This window comes from Bacteroides sp. f07 (genome assembly GCF_042854785.1).
Lineage (GTDB): Bacteria > Bacteroidota > Bacteroidia > Bacteroidales > Bacteroidaceae > Bacteroides.
In genome coordinates, this window is record NZ_BAABXI010000001.1 from 132377 (window position 1) to 156460 (window position 24084).

Genomic DNA, 24084 nt, shown 5'->3' on the forward strand with positions numbered 1-24084 from the left:
TTAATTAAACTATCTTACAATTAATGAGAATCAAATTTTTGTGCATTATTATATGCTTATTTGTGAATGCACTGGCTTTCGCCAGTGCTGCCAACCGCACCATTACCGGAGTCGTAATCTCCGGTGAAGATAATGAACCTCTGATCGGTGCTTCCGTTTATGTCCATGCAGACGATTTGAAGAAAGCCGGAGCATCACAGACTTCTTTGGGTACCATAACTGATATTGATGGTAAATTCTCTATTTCCGTTCCGGAAAAAGTAACTCGTATTCATTGCAGTTATATCGGTTTTGAAGAACAGGCAATTGCATTGCAAAGAGATAAAAAAAGTTATCGCATTGTACTTCAACCTTCGGCACATGCTTTAGCGGACGTAGTGGTAACGGGGTATCAGACATTGGAACGTAGAAAGTTGACTGCTGCTATCTCAAAAGTTGAATTATCAGATGCGATGGTAGGTGCTACCAAAAGCATTGACCAAGCCTTGACAGGACAAATTGCCGGTGTAGCTGTTACAAATACTTCGGGTGCTCCGGGAGCTCCGGCCAAAATTCGTATTCGTGGTACGGCTTCATTAAATGGGACACAAGATCCGTTGTGGGTATTGGATGGAATGCCTTTGGAAGGAACAGATATTCCAAAATTAGATGATGCAACAGATAATGACATTACGAATATGCAACAATCATCTATCGCAGGATTAAGTCCCAATGACATAGAAAGCATTACTATCCTGAAAGATGCCGCAGCTACTGCTATTTATGGTGCACGTGCTGCTAATGGAGTAATTGTAGTTACTACCAAACGAGGAAGAACAGGAAAACCTGTTATCAACTTTAATACCAAATTGACTTATACGCCTAATTTGAATACTTCCCGTTTGAATCTGCTAAATTCACAAGAAAAAGTAGATTTAGAGTTACAATTAATGAATGAACCATTAGATATGTTTGGTCTTCAGGTTTATCCCAGCAAGGGAGGAGTGGCCTCTATCCTCAATCAATATAATCTAATGAACATTTACCGTGAAAAAGGCTGGAACGGATTAACTCCTGAAGCGCAAGCTGCGATCAACCGGTTAAAAACAATTAATACCGACTGGAATGACATCTTGTTTAAAGATGCATTTACACAAGAATATAATTTTAGCATTTCAGGAGGTAGTGAGAAAGTAACCTATTATAACTCTCTCGGCTATACAAAAGAGAACGGTAATGTACCGGGAGTAAGTATGAGTCGTTTTAATCTGACAAGCAAAACCTCTTACCAACTCAACAAATTATTAAAGATTGGAATTTCACTCTTTGCCAACAGACGTAAAAATGAGAATTTCGTAACTGATAAATACGGTTATTCTAACCCTGTATATTATTCACGTACCGCAAATCCTTATTTTGAGCCATATGATTCAAACAATAATTATCAATATGACTATGATATCATAGGTACAAGTGATAACACCCCTGATCCCAAACGTGGATTCAATATTTTTGAGGAACGGGACAACACCCAAAATGAAAAGATTATAACTGCAATCAATTCTATCTTTGATGCCGAATTAAGATTCAATGACCAATGGAAAGTAACAACCCAAGTCGGAATACAATGGGATCAATCTTCTCAAGAACAATACATCGGACAAAATACATTCAATCTTCGTAACATTCGTGAGGATAGCTACAATAAAGTAGACCAAATATATATCATACCGGAAGGTGGAATGCATAGAGTTGATAACAGTACAAGTTCACAAATTACCTGGAAATTACAAGGCGAATACAAAAACACCTTCAATGATATTCATTCTGTCCAATTCATGGGAGGATCGGAAATTCGTAAGAACTGGTACGAAACTCAATTTACCGCAGGGTATGGATACGACCCAAAAACATTGACTACCAAACCATTAATTTTCCCAGATGAAACAGTAGCAAAGAAGTATCCCTTGCATAGCAAAACATATCAGGAAAATGCGTTTGCCTCTTTTTACGCAAACGGTTCATATACATTAATGGAGCGTTACACTCTAGGCGGCAGCATACGTTTAGATGGCTCCGACCTCTTTGGTGTAGACAAAAAATATCGGTATTTGCCTATATATTCAGTAAGTGGTTTATGGCGTATCTCCAACGAATCATTCTTGAATCACCCCAAATGGTTGGACAACCTCGCATTCCGTTTCTCATATGGTTTACAGGGAAATATAGACAAGAACACTTCACCATTCCTGGTTGGTGTATATAACAATGTAAGTATCCTACCCGGAAATACAGAAGAAAATATCACAATCAGCAGTGCTCCCAATGATAAACTGCGTTGGGAAAAAACAGCTTCTTACAACCTTGGTTTAGACTTTGCGATACTCAACCAAGCTATCAATCTGTCAGTAGACTATTATTATCGTAAAGGTACAGATCTCATCGGGACAAAAATGTTACCGCTGGAAAACGGCTTTACAAGCCAAAGCATCAACTGGGCCAGCATGGAAAACAAAGGGATAGAAATAAACTTGCAGACACGCAACATCACTACTAAAAATTTCTCATGGTACACAACATTCAACTTTGCTTATAACCAAAACAAAGTCTTGAAAGTCATGACACCTGAAAATCAAACAACACCTGGTTTGCAAGGTTATCCAGTAGGTGCCATTTTTGCATTAAAGACTCAAGGAGTAGATCCTAAAAACGGACAAATACTTATTGAGACAAAAGATGGACAAACAGTGAATATAGAAACACTATATAAACTAACAGACGAAACCGGACTCGGATTCTATGCACCCAACGTGACTCCAGCCGAAGAAAGAGAATTCTACAGCTATATCGGAACTTCCGACGCTCCTTACACCGGAGGATTTATGAATACATTCACTTATCGTAATTGGGAACTGAATGTGAACTTCTCTTATAATTTAGGAGCACACGTACGCACCAGCCCTTCCTATGACTTGACTTCATTTGACCCGGGACGAAACACCAACCGGGATATTCTAGACAGATGGACTCCTGAAAATACTGACGGAAAATTCCCCGCATTAGTAAGCCGTAATCATAATATAGCAGATTACAGTTTCTTTGGTGACCGGAGAGATGTTTATCGCGCACTGGATATTTGGGTAAAAAAATTAAGTTACGTACGTCTTCAAAATCTACGCCTTGCTTATCGTATACCATCAGAATGGTTGCATAAACTCAGTATCGGAGGAGCAACAGTAGGGATAGAGGGACGCAATCTATTTGTATTTGGTTCCAGCTACAAAAACTACATGGATCCTGAATCTATGAGCAACTTATATGCTACTCCTGTAGCCAAATCAATCACATTCAATTTAAATCTTAACTTCTAAAATTCAGAGAAATAAGTTATGACGAAGAATATATATATAATTTTGGCATTATTAACCAGCATCCTGTTCTCTTCATGTGACAGTTTTCTGGATATACAGCCTGTTGGCAAGGTTATCCCTAATACATTGGCAGAATATCGTGCGTTGATGACTACTGCCTACAAAACCAATCAATTTCAGGACAAAGCTTACAGCGAAATGCGCACAGACGAAATTGTCATCAGCAGTGACCGTAATGACCAAAGTAGTTTTTCTGCAATTGAAACATGGAATGATCTTAATTCTCCCAGTGGTACTGCAACTTTTGGATGGAGTAATTACTATAATGCCATTTTCTATGCCAATTCCATCATAGACAAGAAAGACCAAATCACAGAAGGCAGCAAAGAAGACATAGAGCAACTAGTAGGAGAAGCTTATCTATTCAGAAGTTACCTGCATTTCATACTGGTTAATTTATATGGCCAACCTTATACAAAAGACGGAGCCCCGGAAACCAAAGCAATCCCCCTAAAACTAAGCGTAGATTTGGAAGAAGTACCTTCACGCAATACCGTTAAAGAGGTTTATACTTCTATTCTATCTGATATACAGACAGCACGAGGGCTGATCCATCAAAAAGAATGGGAATCCAAGTACCTTTATCGTTTTTCAGTACCGTCCATTGATGCTTTTGAGGCACGGGTACGCCTATATATGGGAGAATGGCAGAAAGCCTATGAAATGGCAGAGCAGGCTTTAGCACAAAAGTCCACATTGGAAGATATGAATGGAGAAATGCTTCCTAATAACTTCGAATCTACTGAAATGATTACAGCCTACGAATTCATGTTTAGTGTTTCTTCCAATAAGGCATGCCTCGTTTCTCCCTCGTTCTTGCAAAAATATGATAATACGGATTTGCGACTAACAAAATACTTTACAGCTCCGGACGAGGAGAATAATCGTATTAGTGCTAAAGGAGGAGAAGCTAAATTCACGTGCACTTTCCGTACAGGAGAACTTTATCTGAATTCAGCCGAAGCCGCCGCCCGTTTGGATAAACTTCCTGAAGCCCGTGCACGCTTATTACAACTAATGGAAAAGCGATACACTCCAACAGGATATGACAATAAGAAAAATACAGTAAACGCTATGAGCCAGACAGAATTAATCAATGAGATCCTTGAAGAACGTGCCCGCGAACTTATTTTCGAAGGTCATCGTTGGTTTGACTTACGCCGTACTACTCGCCCTCGCATTCAAAAAGAATTAGGCGGAAGCATATATGTACTTGAACAAGACGACGCACGCTATACATTACGTATTCCACAAGAAGCTATTGATGCTAATCCGGGGTTAATGAACTAAGAACATATATTATAAATCTGATAAAACTCCTCTTGCAACCTCATTTGCAAGAGGAGTTTTTTATCCTCCGTCACCACCTATCCTACATTTCCCACACACATCCCATTCACTTCTGAAATCTTTATCCCCCAAACGCATTGCCATATGCCAGGAAAATAATATCTTTGTAGCGACTTATTACGATAAATAACGTAGAAGCGTTTAGAATATTATCTCTATTCAGAATCTGGTAAATGTTATTTTGATATATAATAACATATTATAAATGAGAGTTTTATATAAATGTTTCTCGAAATAAAGAAACAAAACAGGAACAAAAACATCTTTTTTACGATTTCCCGTTTTTTTTGCTTGCACTACTTTTCATTCCTTTCAGTTGTTCACACTCGAAGTCCTTTTTCCAACCTTCTTGCATAATCTTTGTCTTCAGACAAGCATCGCAAACCTCAAAGTGCAAACCTCGATTTTCTTTCAAGGAACATCCGTTTTACAAAGATACGCTTTTTTATAAAGACATAAACATACGGACAGGTAAATGTACCTGCCTATATTTAGTTTTATTTAGTTTAGCATATATATATGACTAATATCCTAAACTAAACTATTTCTTCGGTTCTTTTAGTGGTATATTTTATGCAGCCAAAAGAGAAGAGAATCCCACAGCCTGTATTTTCTCTTTTCGCTGCAATCCTATTTTATTTATTCCCTTTTATCGGATCTCCCGTTGTGGGAGTTGCACCATTGCGTACCGACTTTCGGTCTGTCTGATGAGAATTGTGTCGCAAAGGTATATGTCCTGTCTTTCTTTTGTGCAAGGTCGGAGCCTGACGGTTCACGACCAAATCTCCACACTCTGCAATCAGAGGTAGTATTTGCTTGTGAAACCCTGCATAAAGAGCCAAGACACCTTATGAGGCGACATAATTTCAATCAATCCCGAAAGTAGTAAATACTACATGAGGGATAAAAAAGAAAATCAAATGACAACAGAAAACAGCAATCGTATGTACGAATCAGAAGAAGTAACCGAAATTATTGGCGCACATTGCAGCCTACTCGTTCCATACAAAGGATACACAGAGGGAACGGTTGTGGGAGATTACGGCAACAAAATAGTCGTTCGTCTCAACAATGGTAAGGAGATAGCGGAATACCGTGATGAAGTAATTATCTATGATTAAAAAGGGGGAAGTTATGGGACAAATAGCATTCAAATTCGTCAAATGGGATGTGCCGGAATTGGCGACACTGAAAGACTGCAAGGTTTACAGGTTACGAGAGTGACTCAATAATGGAGGCAAATTGACCCGTGATGACAAAAATTGGATAACGGAACAAGTAAGAGGATGCTGCCGTTTTCAGAAAGGCATCGCATTGATGGGCTATTACTTCGATTTCTCGGATGTTCTCAAGCGATATTACGTCAAACAGTACGGACATATTGCTGAATATTACGCAATCGACAAAACAGCCTTGCGTTCCTCACTTTACGGGAGAATTGAGAATATTATTGAAGTTAAATAACCAAGAACATGAAAGTTACAATCGAACATGTCTTCTGTCGTTACAGCGATGAAGCAACGGACATTTATTTCCGCATCATCAACACAATCCTTTTTTCAATCGACGAAGCGGAATTGCGTGCCAGCATGGAACGTCTGAAAACGGAAACACATCTTGACGATTATTTCGTATTCGGCTACGGGGCACATCATCTGTGGGTCTGCCAAAGACGCCCCAGCGATCAGGCTAAAATTTTTGAGAACCGGGTAATCATGGCTGAATTTTGATGACGGTGGGAACAGGCTGAAATGGATAACGGACAATTTCAGCCACCCGCCATTTCCTTTTGTATAATCCTATCTTTCTTTTTTGGCTGCGCCATATCCTTTTGTAAAACCGGTCATTCGTGAAAAGCGGACTGCCGCTTTGCCGATAAGACAGGTGTTGCCTTTTTCTTCCCCTCTGCTCCTTTCATCTCATCCAGTCGGGACATGATAACCACCTCGATATGCTACCACGCCTTTTTGTCGCGACTTCGTTGATATTCCCTCACAGTCATGCAACGTTTGGCGAGTTGGTGCTCCTCTTCTTGCTGCCTCAAATCAAGTCGAACTGCCCCCAGTTCCAATCCTGCCGTTTCTTGCGGACTTACCGCCGAAACAGACTACATGATGTCAACGGACGGATATGCTCTTTCATGTAACTGAACCCGAAGCTGCTGTCCTCTGCTCTTTTTCGGAATGGCTTTCCGGCGAAGTCATCATCATTTTTCCGTTGCAAAGATAGTATGCAGCCGGGAACGACTTCCGGAAGTCTTGACCAATGGCGTAGCCGCATCAATCTTCCTTTATCGAGCCTTGCGGTTTTACCTTCGGTAAAAATAAAGAGTATTGATACGCTATCCTTGGTGCATCCCTTTTCTGCACCTACTTTTTGAGGCAGCGTAAAATTGATTAAAAACTTCTAAAAGCAATTCATTATGAAAAAGATTGGAAACAATTTCGCAGTAACCGGATTCGTAGGTAAAGATGCAGAAATCCGTCAGTTTGCCAACGCCAGTGTAGCCCGTTTTTCTTTGGCAGTAAGCCGACTGGAGAAGAACGGCGAGGAATCCAACCGCGTTTCCGCCTTTATGAACTTTGAGGCATGGCGCAAGAACGAGAACGCCGGGGCGTTCGACCAGCTGACCAAGGGCACGATGCTTACCGTCGAGGGGTATTTCAAACCCGAAGAATGGAGCGACGATGCTGGTGTGAAGCACAACCGCATCGTGATGGTGGCAGTCAAGTTCTATCCGACCGTCGAGAAGGAAGAAGCCCCCAAGGAACCTGTTAAGAAGGGGAAGAAAAAAGGCAAGAAATAATCTCCTGCATTACATGAATAAAGCGGCGTAATAGCCGCTTTTGTTTTACTCATTGCCAATCTATCCTATTATAGCAATTCTCTTGTAAACACGATTACTTGTTCTCTTTTACTGCATTCACGAATGATTTGGCTGGCTTGAATGCAGGGATATTATGGGCGGGAATTTTGATTGTTGTGTTCTTAGAAATATTCCGAGCCGTTTTTTCAGCTCTACGCTTTATGATAAAGCTGCCGAATCCGCGCAGGAATACATCGTTGCCTGCGATCATCGACTCTTTTACATTTTCCATGAATGCCTCTACCACAGTCTGTACTACCGCTTTCTCTATTCCGCTCTGCCGTGAAATCTGAGCGACAATTTCTGCTTTTGTCATTTTCTTCTTGATTTTAATGAATACCCTGCAAAATTACAAAATATCGGCTTGATACAACTATCCGCCTTATTTGTCATCCCGGAAGCTGCTCTTGCTGAAACCACCAAACACTCCTTTCAGGAGTTTCCCAACAACAAAGAATACTAACAATACAATTATAATATCTCCCATAACTCTTTCATTTTAGTTAAAATATCTCAATATAAAGGTACGAAAAAACTGCGGATAATGCAAATAATCAACTGATTTTCAATGTGTATTATTTCGTTCAGATATTGCATTGCTCCTGTCTATTTCCGTAGTCCCGGTACACGTCCGGGTTTTCTGTTAAGTTGTACCCTGTATTTATTGAGTATGCCATACACTGTACTTTTGCTCCGGACACCGCTCTCTTTCCATATGTCCCGGATTGAATAACCATCGTTATACATGTCCACAATCTTCTTATCCCGTTCCGCTTTACTCAAACTCTTTTTGGTAAGTATGGACGTATTGATACTTTGTTGCAGGCGCATAATCTTATCAGATGATTTTCGCAGTACGGCCACTTCCTCTGGAAGTGCCCCGAACATCATCAACACTTCTGCAGGTGTCGTATCGGCAAACAGTTCGTTACATGTGTCAATCTTATCATGTATGGAGATGATGCGCACCACTTTAATCCGGCATAACTCGATCAAGGCCGCCAGTTCCCGCAAGCCGCGCACGGCATTGCTGAATTTCGATACCACCAGTTCGTCCCCTCTTTCAAGATTCGACATGAGTTGTTTCCACTTCGGTCTAAGCGTCTCGTGTTTGACCGATTCCTCTATCACTTGTACACAACCGTACTGGAGCATCCATTCCTTGTCTGCGTCAAACGCATCATAGGAGTTTGCCTTGAATATATAACCAACTTTTGCCATGTCAATATACAATTCCGATGATAATAAGTGCAAAGATACGAGTTTTATTTGAGTGTTCAAATCATACTATATTAAAAAACAAGAACAGACCTCGAATCATTCTTTTTCTTTCACTTGTTTTCATTGGAAATCATACTATTAAGTACGATATTGAAAAATGCGCAAAATACGATTTGAATGATACGAAGTATCGAAAATTATATATAGTTTTGCGCAAAATAGTACGAAATAATATAGTATGAAAACATTAAAATCGAACTTAAAACCACACATGATTATAGCCAAAACAATTGCCGTTTCTATTGCCATACTCACGTGTACATCGTGCGATAGCGGAAATGGCAAACGTATGGCGAATGTCAAAACCGACCCTGCCGGAACATACAGGGAATATCTGTCCGATGTACGTAAGCTGGACAACCTTTCCATTAAAGACTTGGCCGAACACCTCAAGCAATGGCAAACCATAAGGGATTCCGTTTTCCGGTATCTCGAACGAGACACGCTCGCCCGGCTTCATTCAGTCCATATTGAAGATTGCAAACGGACGCATGATTCCATCCGAATGGAATTTTCCCGACTGGCTTTGTCGAAGTCCCGTACTTATAAGGATGTGCTGCTGGTCAAGGAACAGGTCTCACTACATCTGAAAGATGCAGAACTGCATCGTGAGGCTGAAGCAATCCGCCCGTTCTTTACCTCGTTGGACAGCCGCCCCGTCTGTCCGGGGAATCGGCAACGTGTTCTTGCTACCTATAGGGACGTACTGACACAAACAATTGATTACGGCATCCACTGTATAGCCGACCTGACAATTTATATCGAAAAAGAGGATGCGGCATTCCGTGCTTTCCTCTCACGTCTGCCCGATTTCGATGGTGTGGATCTTTCCGATATCACACATAATACGGAGCGATGCTGCTCACAGGTATTCCTTGCTGCCGAGCGGAACGACATCACCTATCAGGACGCAATGGTCTATTTGGCCATGCGCACCAACCGCAGGTTGATTCAGAATGTTCAGACCTGTATCGACAACATCCGCGATAAAAAAGTCAGGACACCGGCACAGGCGCAAGCCTATATCTGGATGCTCCTCCAGCCTTATTCTTCAATGGACGGTTTTTGTATTTCATTGCTTTCATCCGAGGAGAGACGGCGTCTTGACACGCTTGCTATGCAGACCTCCGACGCTTTCGAGGTTTTAGGTAAAATCCTGCAATCTGGAAACAATCGACTGGACGAGTTGCCCGGAATGCTGTTGGAGGCATTCATACACACCCTGTAACGATATAACACGAAAACAATATGATTATGTTACGACACTTCTATGATGACTTTATGACGTTCGTTCCCTTGCAACTGCCCCAGTTGCTCGATGTGACGACTATGGAGGAACCGCAGTTCTACGGTGACTATGTACTGCTTACGTTTCCGTTGCACAATCCTTATGATTTGGACGAGGTGATGGATATGTTCGAGGACGATATGGAGCTGATAACGCTCTATCACCACATCCCTATGCGCTCCGAGAAATTCGGTCATAGCACCTGTGCGTACTCGAATCCGGCTTTCGGGCAGATGTTCAAGATGAACGCCAAGACGGATACTGAGGGCAAGGTAAACAGCATCATCGTCGCGATCTATGATTCTTTGGAACAGATGTACGGAGACTTGTGCCTCGATTTGGAACTCCATTCCAAAGGCGGATTCTTGAAGTATAAAAAAGACAAGGCCGATGTGCTGATGAATTTTATATGAGGAACACACTGTACAGACAAATGGTCTATTGCATCAACGCCTACCGGACGTGGATAGAGGTTGTCGATGACAATCTTTACAAGGAGAATATCATTTCGAGAACCGACAGGACTGACTATCTCGTTTCCCGCACGCTGGTGTTGCGTGCATTCAAAACGCAAGGTGAATATGCTGAAGGGACAGTATGGCATATTCCGGAGCATGAACTGGACAAAGCGTTGGCAACTTATCGCAAGCAGAACCCCCAATTCAAACAACGCATCAAAAAGGCGGCGATGTACCTTTCTGCAGCAGATGCCGAAACCATTATCCGGTTGGCGACTTATGGCACTGTACAATTGGAGCTCATGGTGCGTCCCATTCACATACCCGAAAAACCATACTACCTATGTTATTGAATATTCTGCAACTCATTTTCTATGCTATACCCTTTGCGGTGTCGCTGACATTGTACAAGAGCAACAAACGGTGCATGGCAGTCTTTTACATGGCAATGGCACGAAGCGACAAGGCTCGCAAACTCTATGCGCAAATTTGGCTGATATGCCTGTTACTTTTTCACTATGTATATGCGTGCGGTCATATAGGCGAATTTGGCATCCTGTTATCTACCGGAGTCTGTGCCGCCATGTTCTCGTTTAAGCGAACGGATAACTGGTTCCGCAAGTTGCTGGATTGCCCTCGTGCATTTGTCATCCTTGCATTGGTAACAGTGGTCATCGGATTCGTACCGCATTTGTACACGCTGTCGGTAACTGTTACCTTTCTTCTTTTGGCTGCTCTGTTCTATCCCTCTGTTCGGGTCATGTCCGAATGCAAGGATGCGGAAAAACGTACCGAATGGGTGAAGTATTCTCAAACACTGTCCGAATCATATTACGATAATCATCACGCAGGGTTGCCGCATAATGCGGATAACGGCAACTCGGTTCATCCGCAAAATAATAATCATCAAAAACAGGACGATAATGAAAAATAAGCAAGAAATCCCTGCCGTCATAGTGGCGGATGTAAAGGTGTTCGACTACCTTAAAGAAAAAGTCGGCGAACGAAAGACGCGGACGGAAGCCTATAGTGACCTGCTGGACAAATCGCTGGCAGGTTTTATTTCCCCTTTTCTAAGGAAACAGGACTACGACCTTCAGCCTTGCCAGTGTCATGTGACCATTTCCGACCTTGCGACGGAGTGGCATTGGCATCGTGCCACTGTCCGCTCGTTTCTGGAAACGTTGGAGGCGTTCGGACAATTGAAACGCACCAGGCTCGCAAAGAGCATAGTCGTCACTATGCCCGTGCAATCCGGTCAGTCTTCGGCTGCATCCGTTGTACAGCGACAGCCGGACTTTGCCATACAACTGCAAGAGGTATTGTCCGATTGGATAGTTGGCAAAATGACCTCTGCGGATGTCGGCAATATCTGCGGTCAGGCCGTCCGTCAGGCGATGGCCGGAATGACCAGATACGAGAGCCGTCACTGTCTGGACAGTCATATCGACACAGCATCGGCACACGCCAATAAACAGGAAGAGGAGATTCGTAAGACCGCCTTGGGATGTATTGCCCACGCAGCCTTGCAACGAGTATTGCGCAAATCGAGATTCGATGACAGCTCGCCGCTCATTGAGTTCTTTCGTCATGACCTCGATGAAGAATGGGTATCCTTCATCGAGGCATCCAAAGAGCTTGCGGAGCTGATTCTCGATACCGAAGCGTGTGAAACGACCTTCGACACGGACGATGACAAAGAACGCCTCAAATCGCTTCGCAAACCCTTTTTATCGCTTTTGGCAAGGACACAGGAGCCAGCGGATTAAATCGGAAACCGGAAACAGATCGTATAACCTCGAACAATCCGCCGCTATCCCGTTACAGGTATCCTGCCGGTTATAGGAGACACACAGGCTTGCCCGTATGCCACGAAACAAAGGGAAGGGGGAGCCTAATACCCCGACCGACATTCGTCGGCGGGGACAGTGTCCATACAGGCAGCAAGCTGGGACATGGCTGATTGTCCACAATAACAAAGAAACAGTATGACAAATCAGAAACAAGTGCTTGATGTGCATGTGTCGAAAGGCATCACCGCCGCCCAAAGCAACGAACATCTGCGTGATCGTAGCGAACGTGCGGAGAAATACGCCATGAGCAAAGGCAACTACGACCCCACACGCAAACACCTGAACTTCGAGATTGCACCCGGAGGCAAGATACGCCCCATTGACACGACTCGCAACATCCCGGAACGGATGGCGGACATATTGAGCCGTCGCGGAATCAAAGACCCCAACGAAGGATTGGCTGAACCGAAGTTCCGCACGGTGGTAAATATCATTTTCGGCGGATCTCGTAAGCGGATGCACGAACTCGCATTCGGTACACAGCAGGTGGACTTTGAAAACGGTGCGGACAATACACGCATCAGGAGGGAGGGCGACATCGAACGTTGGGCAAAGGACGTGTACTCATTCGTTAGTGGCAAGTACGGCGAACAGAATATAGCCGCATTCATTGTACATCTGGACGAGTTAAATCCACACGTGCATTGTACGCTTCTGCCAATCAAAGACGGACGGTTTGCGTACAAGGAGATTTTCGCCGGAAAGGACAAGTTTGAATATAGTGCGAGGATGAAACAGCTCCATACCGACTTTTTCGCTGAAGTCAATACGAAATGGGGAATGTCGAGAGGAACGAACATATCCGAAACGGGCGCACGCCACAGGACAACCGAAGAGTATCGCCGTATGCTCTCCGAGGAGTGTACAACCATCGAGGAAAATATCGACCGGCATCGGAAGGCTCTCTCCGAACTTCAATCGGACATCCGTCTGGCAGAGCGCAGGGTCAAAGGACTTACGACAATGGTCGATAACCTTGAAAAGTCAAAAGCGGAAAAAGAGGCTTTGCTGTCGGCAGCCGAATTGGATTTGAAAGCGAATAGCGGTAATGCGGCAGAGTTGGCAACCCAGATTCAAACGTTGGAAAAAGAGTTGGTAGGCATCAACAAACAACTGGCAGACAAGCAACAGAAGTTACAGGCCGCTGACCGGCAACTGACCGACCTCAAGGAGGACATGGATGCCATTAAGGATCGTACCGAAGAGCTCAAAGAAGAAGCCTACAAGTATTCACGTGATGTTCACTCCAAAGTGGACACTCTGTTCAAAGACGTATTGCTGGAAAGTGTGGTCGGTGAATACCGGAATGTATCGGCACAAATGGACATGTCGGAACGGCAGCTATTCGACGGCTCACTCGTTCAATCCATCGCGGAACAGGGCGCAGACATAATGCACTGTGCAACGATGTTGTTCCTCGGAATGGTCGATGATGCCACCACGTTTGCCGAAACTCGTGGCGGCGGAGGCAGTAAAAGCGACCTGAAATGGGGACGTGACGAGGACGAGGACAACCGTGCATGGGCACTCCGCTGCATGAGGATGGCAAGCCGTATGATGCGTCCGGCCATCGGCAAAAAGCCCAAACGGTAAGTGGCACACATCTTACGATAAATCAAAAGTATAACGAATAAAATCATTGGAATATGACGAAACAACTCATTCTTATTTTCGCTGTGCTCTGCTCGTTTCAGGCACACGCAGGTGTACACTCCATACAGGGAGATACTGTCCAACCTCCGTCATTCTATAATATCACGGAGGAATTTCAACCGATGCAACCCGTCTATCTCGACGGAGTGGTTCTTCCGATGTCCCGTACCGGCAACTGGTTTGTCAGCATTGCCGGAGGTGCGACCGCATTTCTCGGTACGCCACTCGGTTGTGAAGATCTTTTCGGACGCCTGAAACCCTCGTACAGCCTTGCCGTCGGCAAATGGTTCACGCCATCGGTCGGTGCGCGTATCAACTACAGCGGTTTACAGTTCAAGGATGGTGCATTGTCCACTCAGGACTACCATCATATCCATGCGGATTTGCTATGGAATGTACTCGGCCGCAGGTATGCCCGGCAAGATCAAGTGCGCTGGAATCTCGCACCTTTTGCCGGAATCGGACTCCAGCATAATGCCACGAATGGGCATACCCCATTGGCTATCTCATACGGGGTGCAAGGACAATACCGTATTTCCAGACGGGTAAGTGCCCTGTTGGAACTTTCCGGCACTACCACCTTTCAGGACTTCGACGGCTACGGACACCCGAACCGTCTCGGTGATCACATGCTGTCGCTGACAGCCGGCTTCACATTTCACCTCGGAAAGATTGGCTGGAAACGTGCCGTGGATGCAACGCCTTACGTCCGTCAGAACGAATGGCTCGTGGATTATGCCAACTTCCTGTCGAAAGAAAACAAACGTTATGCAGACTTGAACGACCAGAACCGTCGGACATTTATTGAATTGAAGAAGATTTTAGAGATTGAGGGACTGCTCGACAAATACGGCAGTCTTATAACGGAAGACAGCATTGGCAAGCGTCAAGGTTATCCCACCAATAATTACAGTGGGCTGAACTCACTTATGGCAAGATTGAGGAATCGACACTGGGACGGTATTTCCCCACTTGATTCGACAAATACCCGATATGTCAATAATGACCGCTTACCCGAAAAAATGGCCATAAACGGTTCAGAAGATATGAAACTCATGCAAGTCGGAGAATGTATCGGCTCGCCTGTTTATTTCTTTTTCAATCTGAATACGGTTCATTTGACGGATGCCTCGCAGATGCTTAATCTCGATGAACTGGCTCGTGTGGCGAACAAATACGGATTGTCCGTAAGAGTAACAGGTGCGGCAGACAGTTCAACGGGAACTCCGGTTCTCAATAATTCTTTAAGTACGTCGAGGGCAGACTATATCGTTGCGGAATTAGGACGACGCGGTATCCCGGTTGAAAGAATCATCAAGGTGAGCAGAGGCGGAATAGCCGACCATGTACCGGCTGAAGCCAACCGACACACGAAAGTGGAGCTGTTTTTCACCGAGGGATAATAGCCCTTTTGTATTAACTGTTATAAATAGCCAGAGTGTCGTTCTGCGGAATGACACTCTTTTTTATGTACCTCAGTATTCCACAAATCGCAGTATCGGCTATTCTTGTTCGGTGAGATTTTGTATGCAAAGGTACAGTGTTCGGTCGATTGCCAAGTACCGCTATCGCTAACGGCATCCGGATTCTCCGACAGCCTTCCGCAAATCGCAGATTTGGGTATTCCGTAGAATCAGTCCGCTGTTTATTTGTCTTATTCGCCCTTTTTCCACTGTTGATTCAGCATAAAAATCAATCCCGACAAGGAAGCCGAAATAGCTTCGAAAAAAGGGAAAATAAAAAATCAATAAATCAAAAGACAATGGGTAAATACGATTACATCAAAAACGGCAATCTCCTTTATTGGAATGACCCCGACAATGGCAAGTCTGACGGAGAGTATAAAGTGATTTCCGCACCTGAAGAAGTGGATAGTGACAGCATTATTCTGATTTCAAGCGGTGCTTCGGAAGCAGAAGTTTTTGCGTCGGAATTATCACCGATACCCACACCGAGAAGTCACAAAGAGGAGTTCCGGAAATGGAGAGCGGAACGGGAGGCAGAAGGCATGGAGTTTTTCAATCGGCTTTCAGAGGTGATGGAAACAGACATTGATTTGGCAGTTGGCGATATGGTAGCGTTCACGAATGATTACGGAGTGGTATTCGGCCCCAAAGAGGTATTGGCTTTCAGAAAGCCTTGGAATGGCGACAGATGCGTGTATATAGACAGTGATGCCTATTGGTTTCCAGACCGTCCGAACCAACTCTCAATTCTAAGTAAAGGAGATGTGAAATGACAATAAACGGCACTCTCAAACGACTTTGCGGCAATATTGCCGCTGGTCGTTTCAATTGGCGGAAATACTGCAGCCCACAACCCTATTTCGGCTATGAAATATGTGTGACACCATTGCATTGCTCTTACGGACAGATAGGTTATACTGTTCATTTCCCTTATACCAATATGCCGGAAGTGGAATACGATTGGGAATTGAAAAAGCTGACTATTGACGGTGAGAAATGAAAAAATTACTTACATAATCAACAATAAAAATCAATATGGCACAGAATTTTTATACCAAATGGCAGGACGGAATCAATATTGTGACCTGTCAGACCTACAGTCAATGATTGACTACTTATTGAACCAATAATATGAACAGCCTGCATCGTATCTATGGCATCGGTGCAGGCCATAAAAACGTGGAGCAGACTTTTACAGTCCGCTCCACATCGCTTATACTTCGCCTTCTAACGCCGCATTCCGCCGCTGTATTCTGCCTCTTGTAGCTCTTCCCGATATTCTTCCATTTCGTTCAGCCTTTCATTTACCTTTTGCAGATTGGCAGCCAATTCAATATTGTGGTCATACGGAAAACGATGCTGAGTGATCATACCTGCATTGGCAGCCTGTCCCACATCCAGCGTGTCCGATTCCCGGTTATATGCGACATACAGCACGTCACCGTTCGGCATCTCGAATGCCGGTGTCTTTTGCTGTGCCATAGCGGAGAACTGCTCTGCGGCCATATCCTTGGCAACCTCTTTGATTGTCTCTCCGGCAAGATCGACACCGTAACGCCGGATATGGTCACGGACTTCCTGCTCCGTGAATTTCAACATCACTTCGTATGTCCCTCCGACACTTCCATTGTACACTACGGCAAAATTCTTATCCTCGACAAGAAGGTCGTCACCCTTGTTGTTCGTAGGCGATGAATATGTGTATTGCTCGTTGATGCCGTTGCCGTCGTAATACTCCTTGGCGAGCGTCAGCAATCCCTTATAGTCCCCTTTGTCCTTGAGTTCGTCAAGTTGTTTCGTGTCATCGGTGGACTGGAGATAAGCCACCGATGAATAGTACACCTTTTCTTTCGTGGCAACCTCTTGTTCCTTGCCGATGTGCTGCTCCAATTCCTGCGCAATCTTATCCACTCTTTGCGTAATAAGCGAGGCCGCTTTTTTCACATCGAGCAGCGTGGTCTTGATGAATTGAGGCGATTCCTTCAACTCATCGAGCCACCCTTTGAGATACGCGCAACTGTCTTCCTTGATATGCTTGGTCATACCATAACGTTGGGCTACCAATGCACTGCCGAGTTCGGCTACCAGTTCCTCGCGTGCATATTCCGGAGAACCGAATGAAGTCGGCTTGAACCGGTCGAGCACACTTTCCGCACCGGTCGAGTGCGTCATCTCGTGGAAAAGCGTTCCATAGAACGATTCCCCCGATTTGAACTGATCCTTTTCTGGAACGATGATTTCATTCTTCGTGATGGAGTAGTAGGCACTGTCCTGATGTTTCGGCGTAATCGGACAAATCCAAAGATTATCCTTTATCATCGTATCGACGGGTGCGAAACAGAAATGCTCGCCACCCTCGATTGCCGGACGCACATTTTCCTCCTCCAACTTTTTCCACAGCTCCGGACGTGCTTCCTGCAAATTGGTCTGCGCCACATTGAAGACCCGGAACACCTTCATATTCGGATAGACATTATACTCCTTTTTTTCATCATCGGAGAGTTTCTTGTAATCCTCATACTTGATTTTCTCTTTCGTCTCTTTGTGGATACACGTAAACGTGGTTAGCATGACCGGAAAGGACTTCTCGCCGCGCAACACGGAGACACGAGGCAGTTCCTTTCCGTCCTTGCCGGGATTATTGAGCCGTTGCACACAGTCGAACGTGCAGAAACGTGGAATCTTATATCCCTCATTCTCACAGTGCAGCAACAGCATAAAAGCGTTCATGCCGTTATACTCGCGCCCTGAAAGATTTTTCGGCCATTGCAACGCGCCCTCGGTGAACCAAGGCTTTTTCCAGTCCTTACGGATGCTCTCGATTTTCTCGATCATCATTTCCGCGAACAGGTCAAGAGCCTTATCCTCGCTGTTAGGCCCGTCGGCATTCTTTTTTCTGTACCCAGCCATAAGCGTCACTGATTGTGGTTAGACGAATCCGACACATGCTGTGTAAGCTCTTCTACTTTGCAAGACAGGTTGATTTTACCGTTGTGTGCCGACAGGTTCATTTCCCCTTTGGCGTCCACCTTCACACCGGACTGCAACCACTCCTCACGTTCGTAACCGAAACAGAAGAAGCGTACCCACTGGTACTCGAAGCCGTTCTCGACCTTCTCCGCACTGAATGCCGAGAACACCGTGTAGGGATGTTCTTTCTTATCCTTTTTTTCCTCGATGTTCTGACCCACCTTACCACGAAATACCAGTTCGCCCTTGATACCATCCGCATCATCCGCCGAAGCATTGCACACCTCATTGGCGAAAAGGTTGAAATAGAGTTTCTCACTCCGGCGTTTGAGATACATCGTACCCTTCACTTCGACATGCGAGCCGTTCCGATAGCCGGCGGTCTCTTCCTGACTTCCGTCCTTGCGGACATCCACCTCGATATTCATATTCTGGCCGCCCGTTCCCGGAACCGTGACCTTGAGCGGAAAGGTCAGAAATGCCTTTCCATCCTTGTTCGTGCGCATCGACGCATCGCGGCTGATAATGCCGCATACCGTAACATTACATTTAATCATCTGTTTTCTGTCTTTAATGATACATGGATCATCCGACAAGTGAGACATGGGGTTTATTGATGTTGAACTATGGAAGCATGGGACTAATCGGGAGCGCGTATCATCGCCCAGACTATCCATCCGGCGATAACCAGTTGCACGCCCACGATAACAAGCGTCGCTATCCATCCGAACAGATGATAGCAGAACAGGACGTGCTGGGCAAGAATGGAAATCCCTGCCAGACATTTGCATAGCTGTATCATCACGCATTTTATCATATCGCCATGCCTTTATCTTCTCAGGTTCTCCGTCTGACCCTGTTGTTGGGACATCCCTTGCTCGAAATTCTGTGAGGCCGCCTCCGACAGGATAATCGTGTTCAGCATACCGGCAATACGCATCCGTCTGGTCTCCTCCGGAAGAGCGAGATTGTTCAACGTGGCCGACAACCGACTCAGTTTGGCGGCAGTCAGCTCACGTGAGACACGCAGTTCTCCATTGTCCACCTGTAGAATGGCTTTGCCGTTCTCACCGATGGTCAGGTCGCAGTTTTTCATGTTCGGTAACAACGGCTTCAAGTCGATGTTCCGGGAGTCCATAGCCACCGATATTGCCGCTTTCTGCTCTTCCTCGTTCCGATTGTCAATCTGTGTTGCCAGAAGCATCAGGGAGGCGAAAGCGGTCATAGCCATTTCCACAATCGGGTCGTTGCATCCCGACAAGCCCACGCCGCTGTCCTCCGAGGAGAGCAGTTTCTTCATCCATCCGTCGGGTGAAAGATTCTTGTCGGCCGACAACTCTTCAATTCCCTTATATTTGGCAAGCAGGTCATTGCCGTTGTGCAGCATTTGTTGTTTGAGCTGTCCCTTTTGGGCGATTTCCGCCAGATACGCTGCTGGGTCTATGTCACGGCGTGTCCCGTCAGCATAAATGTTCACCACACCGAAGTGCAGATGCTCACCCGTTGTCCGTGTCCCCGTGTTGCCAGATATGCCGAGCCGCCCGCCGGCTTGAACCAAATCGCCGACTTTTACGGAAACCTCGCGTAGGTGCATATAGGTACATTGTACCTTGCTGCCATCGGCACGGGCATATTCCACCGTCAGCGACTTACCGCCGGGCGTGTTCTTATTGTGATTGACGGCTATAACTTTGCCGCCATTCTCCGTTGCCAGTACTGTGTCGCCGTTACACCGTATATCGACACCCTTGTGCATCTGCTGCTTTGAACCGTCCATCGGGTCTTGCCGCATACCGAAAGGTGAGGTCACGAAAAGGAACTCTTTGCGTTCGACAGGGAACGAGTAGCTGTTTGCATTCGTCACCTCCCCGGATGCACGGAGCGGATTGTTCTCCACACCGAACTCCCTGCCTTGAGCCGCCATCTCCTGCATGACCAACCGGTCATACTGCTGCAATCCGTTCTGTTCGATGATTTTTTGCAGATTCTCGGCGTACCTGCCACCAGTGGCGTAACCGGCCTTCTCGATGCTTTGTGTCCAGCCCTTGTAATCGTCCGGGGACAGCTTGAAGCAACCGGCATAGCGGCTGTTCTCCTTCAAAAAACGGGAGTGGTGTTCGTATGAATCGCCCACGCTGTCATAGCTGCAAAATTTTTCGTCGGGTTTGTCGTCCGAATACAGACCGTATCTGCCGCCTTCGGCAATCCATGAAGGCGTGGCTTTAATACCGAAGTGGTTGTTCTCGTTCTGTGCCAACCGGCTTCGTCCGTTGCTACTCTCCAAAATTCCTTGCGCCAATGTCACCGAGGCGGGTATTCCGTACCTGCGCATCTGTTCCATTGCATACTCCGCATACTGCTGTGCATATTCCTGATTTCTGCTCATACTACTTCTCCTTATCTACGAATCCCCCGATGTGTTTCCTGCTCGATGTCTTGTTGTTCTGCAGCTTGTTCACAGATAGCGACACGCTGGCCGGCACGCACGAGTTTGGGCAGATGGCTGTCAAGTTCTTCCTTCGGGAACTCTGCGGAAGACGAGAAGCTACGCTCCGGATTTTCTTTTATCGCGATACCCAATACCTCCGCACCCTTTACGGCATCCTCATTATAGAGCCGGTACACTTCACCTGTGCGGATCAGTTGCAGGGCATCGGGGTGTTGTGCCTTGAGCTTGTCCCAGAACTGACGCTGTACAGAAACCTTTTCTTCGTTTTTCGTCTCCTCCGTATGATTTTCCACCACCGTCTCATTCTGGTGTTGTACATTTTCTTCCTGTTTCTGTTCTCCGACTGACTGCCCCCTTTGCAGTACGTCAGCAAATAGCGTGGCAGCCAGATGGCGTTTATATTCGTTTTTGTCTTCCGCCACCCACATCCGCTGCCATTGCTGCGGAGTAACGCTGCGGGGCTGCAGCTTCTGTCCGTCTATGGTTGCCACACACTGAATACCGTCCTGCTTGGTTTTGAAGACGGACACACGTTGAATCCGGTTCAGGTCAATTTCCGGTGTCGGGCTGCCGAACAAATCCACTTTCAGATCGGGCTTGACCTCTGCCAAAGCGTAATACTTGTATGCCAGTTCCATGCGCACCTTATCGAGATTATCCATCGCCTGCTTGAGCGTGGAGAAAAAACGGTTCACATCCTCCTTTTCGGGATATACACTATACCCGTTCTTGTTTTCCGGTTTGATATAGAGTGCCCAGCGGTTTTTGTCATCCTGAATCATTTGCACGGTATCGAAACCGACCTCGTTCGCCCGTTTGACGGCTGACGACACATCCAGTGTCGAGAGCATTTCCAACGTGCGGTTCTTTAACCGGGCCAATGTTACCAATTTCTCTGCAAAGTAACCGTCATCGGGTCTGTACCCCAATGCACCATTGTTATTATAAAAATACACCTGATCGATTCCCTCTTTCCGCAAAGCCCGTTCGATACGTCCTTTGTTCATGCCCGAAATCTCGTTGTCCGTCTCTGAGGAAGCTCCGGCTGGCAGGATGACATCCGCAGATTTATTCTGCCGGTCGATGACGAGGACGATGCTTTTTGCCTCTTTGTCGGGATGGCGGCTGATTTCGTTCGCCACGAAATAGTGCTTGGGCATCTGCTCCTGCATGGTCGATGTCTGCCGTCTGTTGCGCATCGTGGCATACTCGATTTTCTCGCCACGTTCCGCTTTACGGATGACTTCGAGCGCATTGTTCACATCGCTTTCGAGCGCATCCATCAGGCACGGATTCTCCTTGAACTCCCGACACCAGTAGTCCACCGTCTTAAGGCTTTCTTCGGACAGGCGGGCAGGCAGTCCCAGCTCCAACATTTTGATTCCGGAAGCCACTTCCACGACAAGCCGTTCGTATTTCACCGCATCCTCCGATGGAGCCGTGCCGTTTTTCATCACCATGCCTTCCCGTGCAAGCCGTTGCTGGTGTCCTGTAGCACTCACGATCTGCCGCAACGCTTCCTGCACATAGTCGTGGTAATGCGCGAAATCCTTTTGGCGCGGCATATAGACCGCATCCTTGTCCGTCTCGTAATGAGGGACACCGCTTCCGTCCGAGCGCACGGGAACGAGATTGTCCCGCATTTTCTGCAGAAAATCATTGAACCGGCTGCGTAGCCGGCGGTTGTCCGCCTCGGCGTAGCCTCTTTCTTGGGCTGTACCGTCCTGTGCCACCGCTTCCTCGTAACCTTCCTTGTCCACGTATGGCTGTGTCGTCTGGTCGATATTGAAAAGCGTGCGGATCTCCCGGTTATGGATGCCCTTGAACTGCGCTTTCTGCTCTTCACTTAATTGAAGATAGGCAGTACGGTCGATGGTCTCTTCCGGATTGTTCCGATTGACATATTTGTTCCAGTTGTAGAAAAGGAACGGGACACCCTGCTCATGCTCCCTTACCGCCGTGCCTCGCGCCTTGGCATCAGTGTAGAGCGTGAACAGGTTGGTTTTGCAACCGTATCTGTCCGAATGCAACGCCATGAACAGTGCATTGAACGGGCTGGCGGATACCCCCTGCGGATAAAGGCGCGGAAATTTCTTACCCGAAGCGTTCAGCCAGTGCCCTCCGGCGTTCGATGCCTCACTCAAGGCCTTGGACAACAAGTCGGTTTGCTTCTCCTGGGCTTTCTTTTCGATTGATGACTTTTCTTTCATATAATCATACTTTTATTGTTCGTAAAATTATTGGATGCCTCGCGTGCGAACGATGGTTTCCTGCTGTCCGTCATCGTAATTCTGCGATGCAATCCGGCGAAGTTGGTCACTTTTGGCAAGCACGGCGTTGGCCAACGTATTCAATGGTAAGGCCCCGGCACGGTAGGCATCCGCAACGGTCGGCATGAGTTGGATAGTGCAGGGCACACGGTCTATCGTGGCTATAAGGGTGCTGCCTTGAAGAATCGGATTTATGATGCGTGGATTCAACGGCTCATCCGCATAGCGTCGGTACTGCACATCTTTTCCTGCAACCGCCTGCAGTTTTCCCTCTGCTCTCCCTTGTAAAGCCTCGTGTCCTGCTTTGTTCAGCAAATTCATGCCGCCCAGACCAACAAGGAGCATTTTTAGCAATGGATTACGCACGAACATACCCGCCACGATACTCGCTATCGGTAACAGGTTATCCACGAAGCGCAACGATTGTGTCTTTCCGGTAAATGCCCCCAACAAAATATCTGGCAACATAGCCATGACATATCCGAGGTTACCCGTAATATCGCTCATGCCATCCAGTCCCAACGTACCGAGCAATCCGCTCCATCCGTTCGTGTTGGCCTGTTCCGTCTGTTCTCCCGGTATGTTTTTGTCTGGGGAAATAACGGGCTGCCTGTTTTCAGTTTCAACCTTTTCCTTCTGTTCCATTTCCGGTCGCGTTTGCTCCAGCTTGGTTTTGACCTCCGTGCCGTTCATTTTCGCTAAATCGTTCAGGTAGGCTTCTTCTTGCCCCGGTGCGACAACCAGAGGTACATTCTTGTACCCTGCATCTT

General features: G+C 46.1%; 22 protein-coding genes and 2 pseudogenes. 15 read left to right on the forward strand and 9 right to left on the reverse strand.

Translation table 11 applies throughout. The features are described 5' to 3' along the window. The first annotated feature begins 23 nt into the window (after nt 1-23). From ACGHVY_RS00545 to ACGHVY_RS00565, 5 genes and pseudogenes are all read left to right on the forward strand, one after another. Nucleotides 24-3350: a SusC/RagA family TonB-linked outer membrane protein gene (locus ACGHVY_RS00545; RefSeq protein ID WP_390596303.1), complete on the forward strand. Its 3327-nt coding sequence runs from the start codon at nt 24-26 to the stop codon at nt 3348-3350. Between the two features lie 18 nt (nt 3351-3368). Continuing rightward, on the forward strand, nt 3369-4700 hold the full coding sequence (locus tag ACGHVY_RS00550; RefSeq protein ID WP_308745842.1) for a RagB/SusD family nutrient uptake outer membrane protein: 1332 nt from the start codon (nt 3369-3371) through the stop codon (nt 4698-4700). Nucleotides 4701-5704: 1004 nt separating this feature from the next. After that, the gene (locus ACGHVY_RS00555; protein ID WP_117703491.1) at nt 5705-5881 is read left to right on the forward strand and encodes a ribonuclease P; all 177 of its coding nucleotides are present in this window, start codon (nt 5705-5707) and stop codon (nt 5879-5881) included. Between the two features lie 13 nt (nt 5882-5894). Then, nucleotides 5895-6224, forward strand: a pseudogene (locus ACGHVY_RS00560) (molybdenum ABC transporter ATP-binding protein). 8 nt (nt 6225-6232) lie between these two features. Continuing rightward, on the forward strand, nt 6233-6490 hold the full coding sequence (locus tag ACGHVY_RS00565; protein ID WP_117703371.1) for a hypothetical protein: 258 nt from the start codon (nt 6233-6235) through the stop codon (nt 6488-6490). A gap of 361 nt (nt 6491-6851) precedes the next feature. Here ACGHVY_RS00565 and ACGHVY_RS00570 read toward each other — a convergent pair whose 3' ends face one another. After that, entirely contained in the window at nt 6852-7040 is a 189-nt protein-coding gene (locus ACGHVY_RS00570) for a hypothetical protein (RefSeq protein ID WP_195426036.1), read from the reverse strand. Between the two features lie 142 nt (nt 7041-7182). Here ACGHVY_RS00570 and ACGHVY_RS00575 point away from each other — a divergent pair, with 142 nt between their 5' ends. Then, complete coding sequence (locus tag ACGHVY_RS00575; RefSeq protein WP_390596307.1) at nt 7183-7566, forward strand: single-stranded DNA-binding protein; 384 nt, start codon at nt 7183-7185, stop codon at nt 7564-7566. A 94-nt stretch (nt 7567-7660) separates the two neighbouring features. On the opposite strand, the gene ACGHVY_RS00580 is transcribed toward ACGHVY_RS00575, so the two are convergent. Next, nucleotides 7661-7954, reverse strand: coding sequence for an HU family DNA-binding protein (locus ACGHVY_RS00580; RefSeq protein ID WP_259296626.1), 294 nt, complete (start codon nt 7952-7954; stop codon nt 7661-7663). Nucleotides 7955-8232: 278 nt separating this feature from the next. Beyond that, a complete protein-coding gene (locus ACGHVY_RS00585) occupies nt 8233-8847 on the reverse strand; it encodes a recombinase family protein (protein WP_117703375.1) in 615 nt (204 codons plus the stop codon). 238 nt (nt 8848-9085) lie between these two features. Between ACGHVY_RS00585 and ACGHVY_RS00590 the strand changes: the two genes are divergently transcribed. The 9 genes from ACGHVY_RS00590 to ACGHVY_RS00630 all read left to right on the forward strand — a co-directional run bounded on the left by ACGHVY_RS00590 (nt 9086) and on the right by ACGHVY_RS00630 (nt 16625). Beyond that, nucleotides 9086-10135 carry a hypothetical protein gene (locus ACGHVY_RS00590; RefSeq protein WP_390596310.1) on the forward strand — a complete coding sequence of 350 codons (1050 nt, stop codon included), beginning with the start codon at nt 9086-9088 and terminating at the stop codon, nt 10133-10135. Between the two features lie 26 nt (nt 10136-10161). Further along, nucleotides 10162-10608, forward strand: a complete 447-nt coding sequence (locus tag ACGHVY_RS00595; protein ID WP_390596313.1) for a hypothetical protein — start codon at nt 10162-10164, stop codon at nt 10606-10608. Next, nucleotides 10605-11006, forward strand: a complete 402-nt coding sequence (locus tag ACGHVY_RS00600) for a hypothetical protein (RefSeq protein ID WP_289757081.1) — start codon at nt 10605-10607, stop codon at nt 11004-11006. Before ACGHVY_RS00595 ends, ACGHVY_RS00600 begins: the two co-directional genes overlap by 4 nt. Continuing rightward, on the forward strand, nt 10997-11587 hold the full coding sequence (locus ACGHVY_RS00605; RefSeq protein WP_390596316.1) for a hypothetical protein: 591 nt from the start codon (nt 10997-10999) through the stop codon (nt 11585-11587). Before ACGHVY_RS00600 ends, ACGHVY_RS00605 begins: the two co-directional genes overlap by 10 nt. Beyond that, the gene (locus tag ACGHVY_RS00610) at nt 11577-12422 is read left to right on the forward strand and encodes a MarR family transcriptional regulator (protein WP_390596318.1); all 846 of its coding nucleotides are present in this window, start codon (nt 11577-11579) and stop codon (nt 12420-12422) included. Before ACGHVY_RS00605 ends, ACGHVY_RS00610 begins: the two co-directional genes overlap by 11 nt. A 219-nt stretch (nt 12423-12641) precedes the next feature. After that, a complete protein-coding gene (gene mobV, locus ACGHVY_RS00615; RefSeq protein ID WP_390596321.1) occupies nt 12642-14099 on the forward strand; it encodes a MobV family relaxase in 1458 nt (485 codons plus the stop codon). A 53-nt stretch (nt 14100-14152) separates the two neighbouring features. Beyond that, nucleotides 14153-15562 (forward strand): OmpA family protein, encoded by a 1410-nt coding sequence (locus tag ACGHVY_RS00620; protein WP_390596324.1) that lies wholly within the window; start codon nt 14153-14155, stop codon nt 15560-15562. Between the two features lie 359 nt (nt 15563-15921). Next, a complete protein-coding gene (locus ACGHVY_RS00625; RefSeq protein WP_390596327.1) occupies nt 15922-16398 on the forward strand; it encodes a hypothetical protein in 477 nt (158 codons plus the stop codon). Further along, nucleotides 16395-16625: a hypothetical protein gene (locus tag ACGHVY_RS00630; RefSeq protein ID WP_390596330.1), complete on the forward strand. Its 231-nt coding sequence runs from the start codon at nt 16395-16397 to the stop codon at nt 16623-16625. The genes ACGHVY_RS00625 and ACGHVY_RS00630 overlap by 4 nt, the downstream gene beginning before the upstream one ends. A 227-nt stretch (nt 16626-16852) precedes the next feature. Here the strand turns inward: ACGHVY_RS00630 and ACGHVY_RS00635 are convergent, their stop codons facing one another. The 6 genes and pseudogenes from ACGHVY_RS00635 to ACGHVY_RS00660 all read right to left on the reverse strand — a co-directional run. Continuing rightward, nucleotides 16853-18535: a zincin-like metallopeptidase domain-containing protein gene (locus ACGHVY_RS00635; protein ID WP_390596332.1), complete on the reverse strand. Its 1683-nt coding sequence runs from the start codon at nt 18533-18535 to the stop codon at nt 16853-16855. 5 nt (nt 18536-18540) lie between these two features. Next, nucleotides 18541-19152 (reverse strand): hypothetical protein, encoded by a 612-nt coding sequence (locus ACGHVY_RS00640; RefSeq protein ID WP_186976179.1) that lies wholly within the window; start codon nt 19150-19152, stop codon nt 18541-18543. 83 nt (nt 19153-19235) lie between these two features. Beyond that, nucleotides 19236-19412, reverse strand: coding sequence for a hypothetical protein (locus tag ACGHVY_RS00645; RefSeq protein WP_186976180.1), 177 nt, complete (start codon nt 19410-19412; stop codon nt 19236-19238). A gap of 12 nt (nt 19413-19424) precedes the next feature. Further along, entirely contained in the window at nt 19425-20981 is a 1557-nt protein-coding gene (locus ACGHVY_RS00650; RefSeq protein WP_390596335.1) for a glucosaminidase domain-containing protein, read from the reverse strand. 11 nt (nt 20982-20992) lie between these two features. Next, nucleotides 20993-23254 carry a zincin-like metallopeptidase domain-containing protein gene (locus ACGHVY_RS00655; protein WP_390596337.1) on the reverse strand — a complete coding sequence of 754 codons (2262 nt, stop codon included), beginning with the start codon at nt 23252-23254 and terminating at the stop codon, nt 20993-20995. Between the two features lie 27 nt (nt 23255-23281). Further along, a pseudogene (locus ACGHVY_RS00660) lies at nt 23282-23878 on the reverse strand (hypothetical protein); the annotation flags it as partial. Nucleotides 23879-24084: the final 206 nt, after the last annotated feature.

Bases quoted from the DNA above. Each gene is read 5' to 3' on its own strand.
- ACGHVY_RS00575 (WP_390596307.1), top strand. From the start codon at position 7,183: ATGAAAAAGATTGGAAACAATTTCGCAGTAACCGGATTCGTAGGTAAA.
- ACGHVY_RS00550 (WP_308745842.1), top strand. From the start codon at position 3,369: ATGACGAAGAATATATATATAATTTTGGCATTATTAACCAGCATCCTG.
- ACGHVY_RS00605 (WP_390596316.1), top strand. From the start codon at position 10,997: ATGTTATTGAATATTCTGCAACTCATTTTCTATGCTATACCCTTTGCG.
- ACGHVY_RS00625 (WP_390596327.1), top strand. From the start codon at position 15,922: ATGGGTAAATACGATTACATCAAAAACGGCAATCTCCTTTATTGGAAT.
- ACGHVY_RS00655 (WP_390596337.1), bottom strand. From the start codon at position 23,254: ATGAAAGAAAAGTCATCAATCGAAAAGAAAGCCCAGGAGAAGCAAACC.
- ACGHVY_RS00545 (WP_390596303.1), top strand. From the start codon at position 24: ATGAGAATCAAATTTTTGTGCATTATTATATGCTTATTTGTGAATGCA.
- mobV (WP_390596321.1), top strand. From the start codon at position 12,642: ATGACAAATCAGAAACAAGTGCTTGATGTGCATGTGTCGAAAGGCATC.
- ACGHVY_RS00565 (WP_117703371.1), top strand. From the start codon at position 6,233: ATGAAAGTTACAATCGAACATGTCTTCTGTCGTTACAGCGATGAAGCA.
- ACGHVY_RS00640 (WP_186976179.1), bottom strand. From the start codon at position 19,152: ATGATTAAATGTAATGTTACGGTATGCGGCATTATCAGCCGCGATGCG.
- ACGHVY_RS00650 (WP_390596335.1), bottom strand. From the start codon at position 20,981: ATGAGCAGAAATCAGGAATATGCACAGCAGTATGCGGAGTATGCAATG.
- ACGHVY_RS00555 (WP_117703491.1), top strand. From the start codon at position 5,705: ATGTACGAATCAGAAGAAGTAACCGAAATTATTGGCGCACATTGCAGC.
- ACGHVY_RS00635 (WP_390596332.1), bottom strand. From the start codon at position 18,535: ATGGCTGGGTACAGAAAAAAGAATGCCGACGGGCCTAACAGCGAGGAT.
- ACGHVY_RS00645 (WP_186976180.1), bottom strand. From the start codon at position 19,412: ATGATAAAATGCGTGATGATACAGCTATGCAAATGTCTGGCAGGGATT.
- ACGHVY_RS00610 (WP_390596318.1), top strand. From the start codon at position 11,577: ATGAAAAATAAGCAAGAAATCCCTGCCGTCATAGTGGCGGATGTAAAG.
- ACGHVY_RS00620 (WP_390596324.1), top strand. From the start codon at position 14,153: ATGACGAAACAACTCATTCTTATTTTCGCTGTGCTCTGCTCGTTTCAG.
- ACGHVY_RS00600 (WP_289757081.1), top strand. From the start codon at position 10,605: ATGAGGAACACACTGTACAGACAAATGGTCTATTGCATCAACGCCTAC.
- ACGHVY_RS00630 (WP_390596330.1), top strand. From the start codon at position 16,395: ATGACAATAAACGGCACTCTCAAACGACTTTGCGGCAATATTGCCGCT.
- ACGHVY_RS00570 (WP_195426036.1), bottom strand. From the start codon at position 7,040: ATGCGGCTACGCCATTGGTCAAGACTTCCGGAAGTCGTTCCCGGCTGC.
- ACGHVY_RS00585 (WP_117703375.1), bottom strand. From the start codon at position 8,847: ATGGCAAAAGTTGGTTATATATTCAAGGCAAACTCCTATGATGCGTTT.
- ACGHVY_RS00590 (WP_390596310.1), top strand. From the start codon at position 9,086: ATGAAAACATTAAAATCGAACTTAAAACCACACATGATTATAGCCAAA.
- ACGHVY_RS00595 (WP_390596313.1), top strand. From the start codon at position 10,162: ATGTTACGACACTTCTATGATGACTTTATGACGTTCGTTCCCTTGCAA.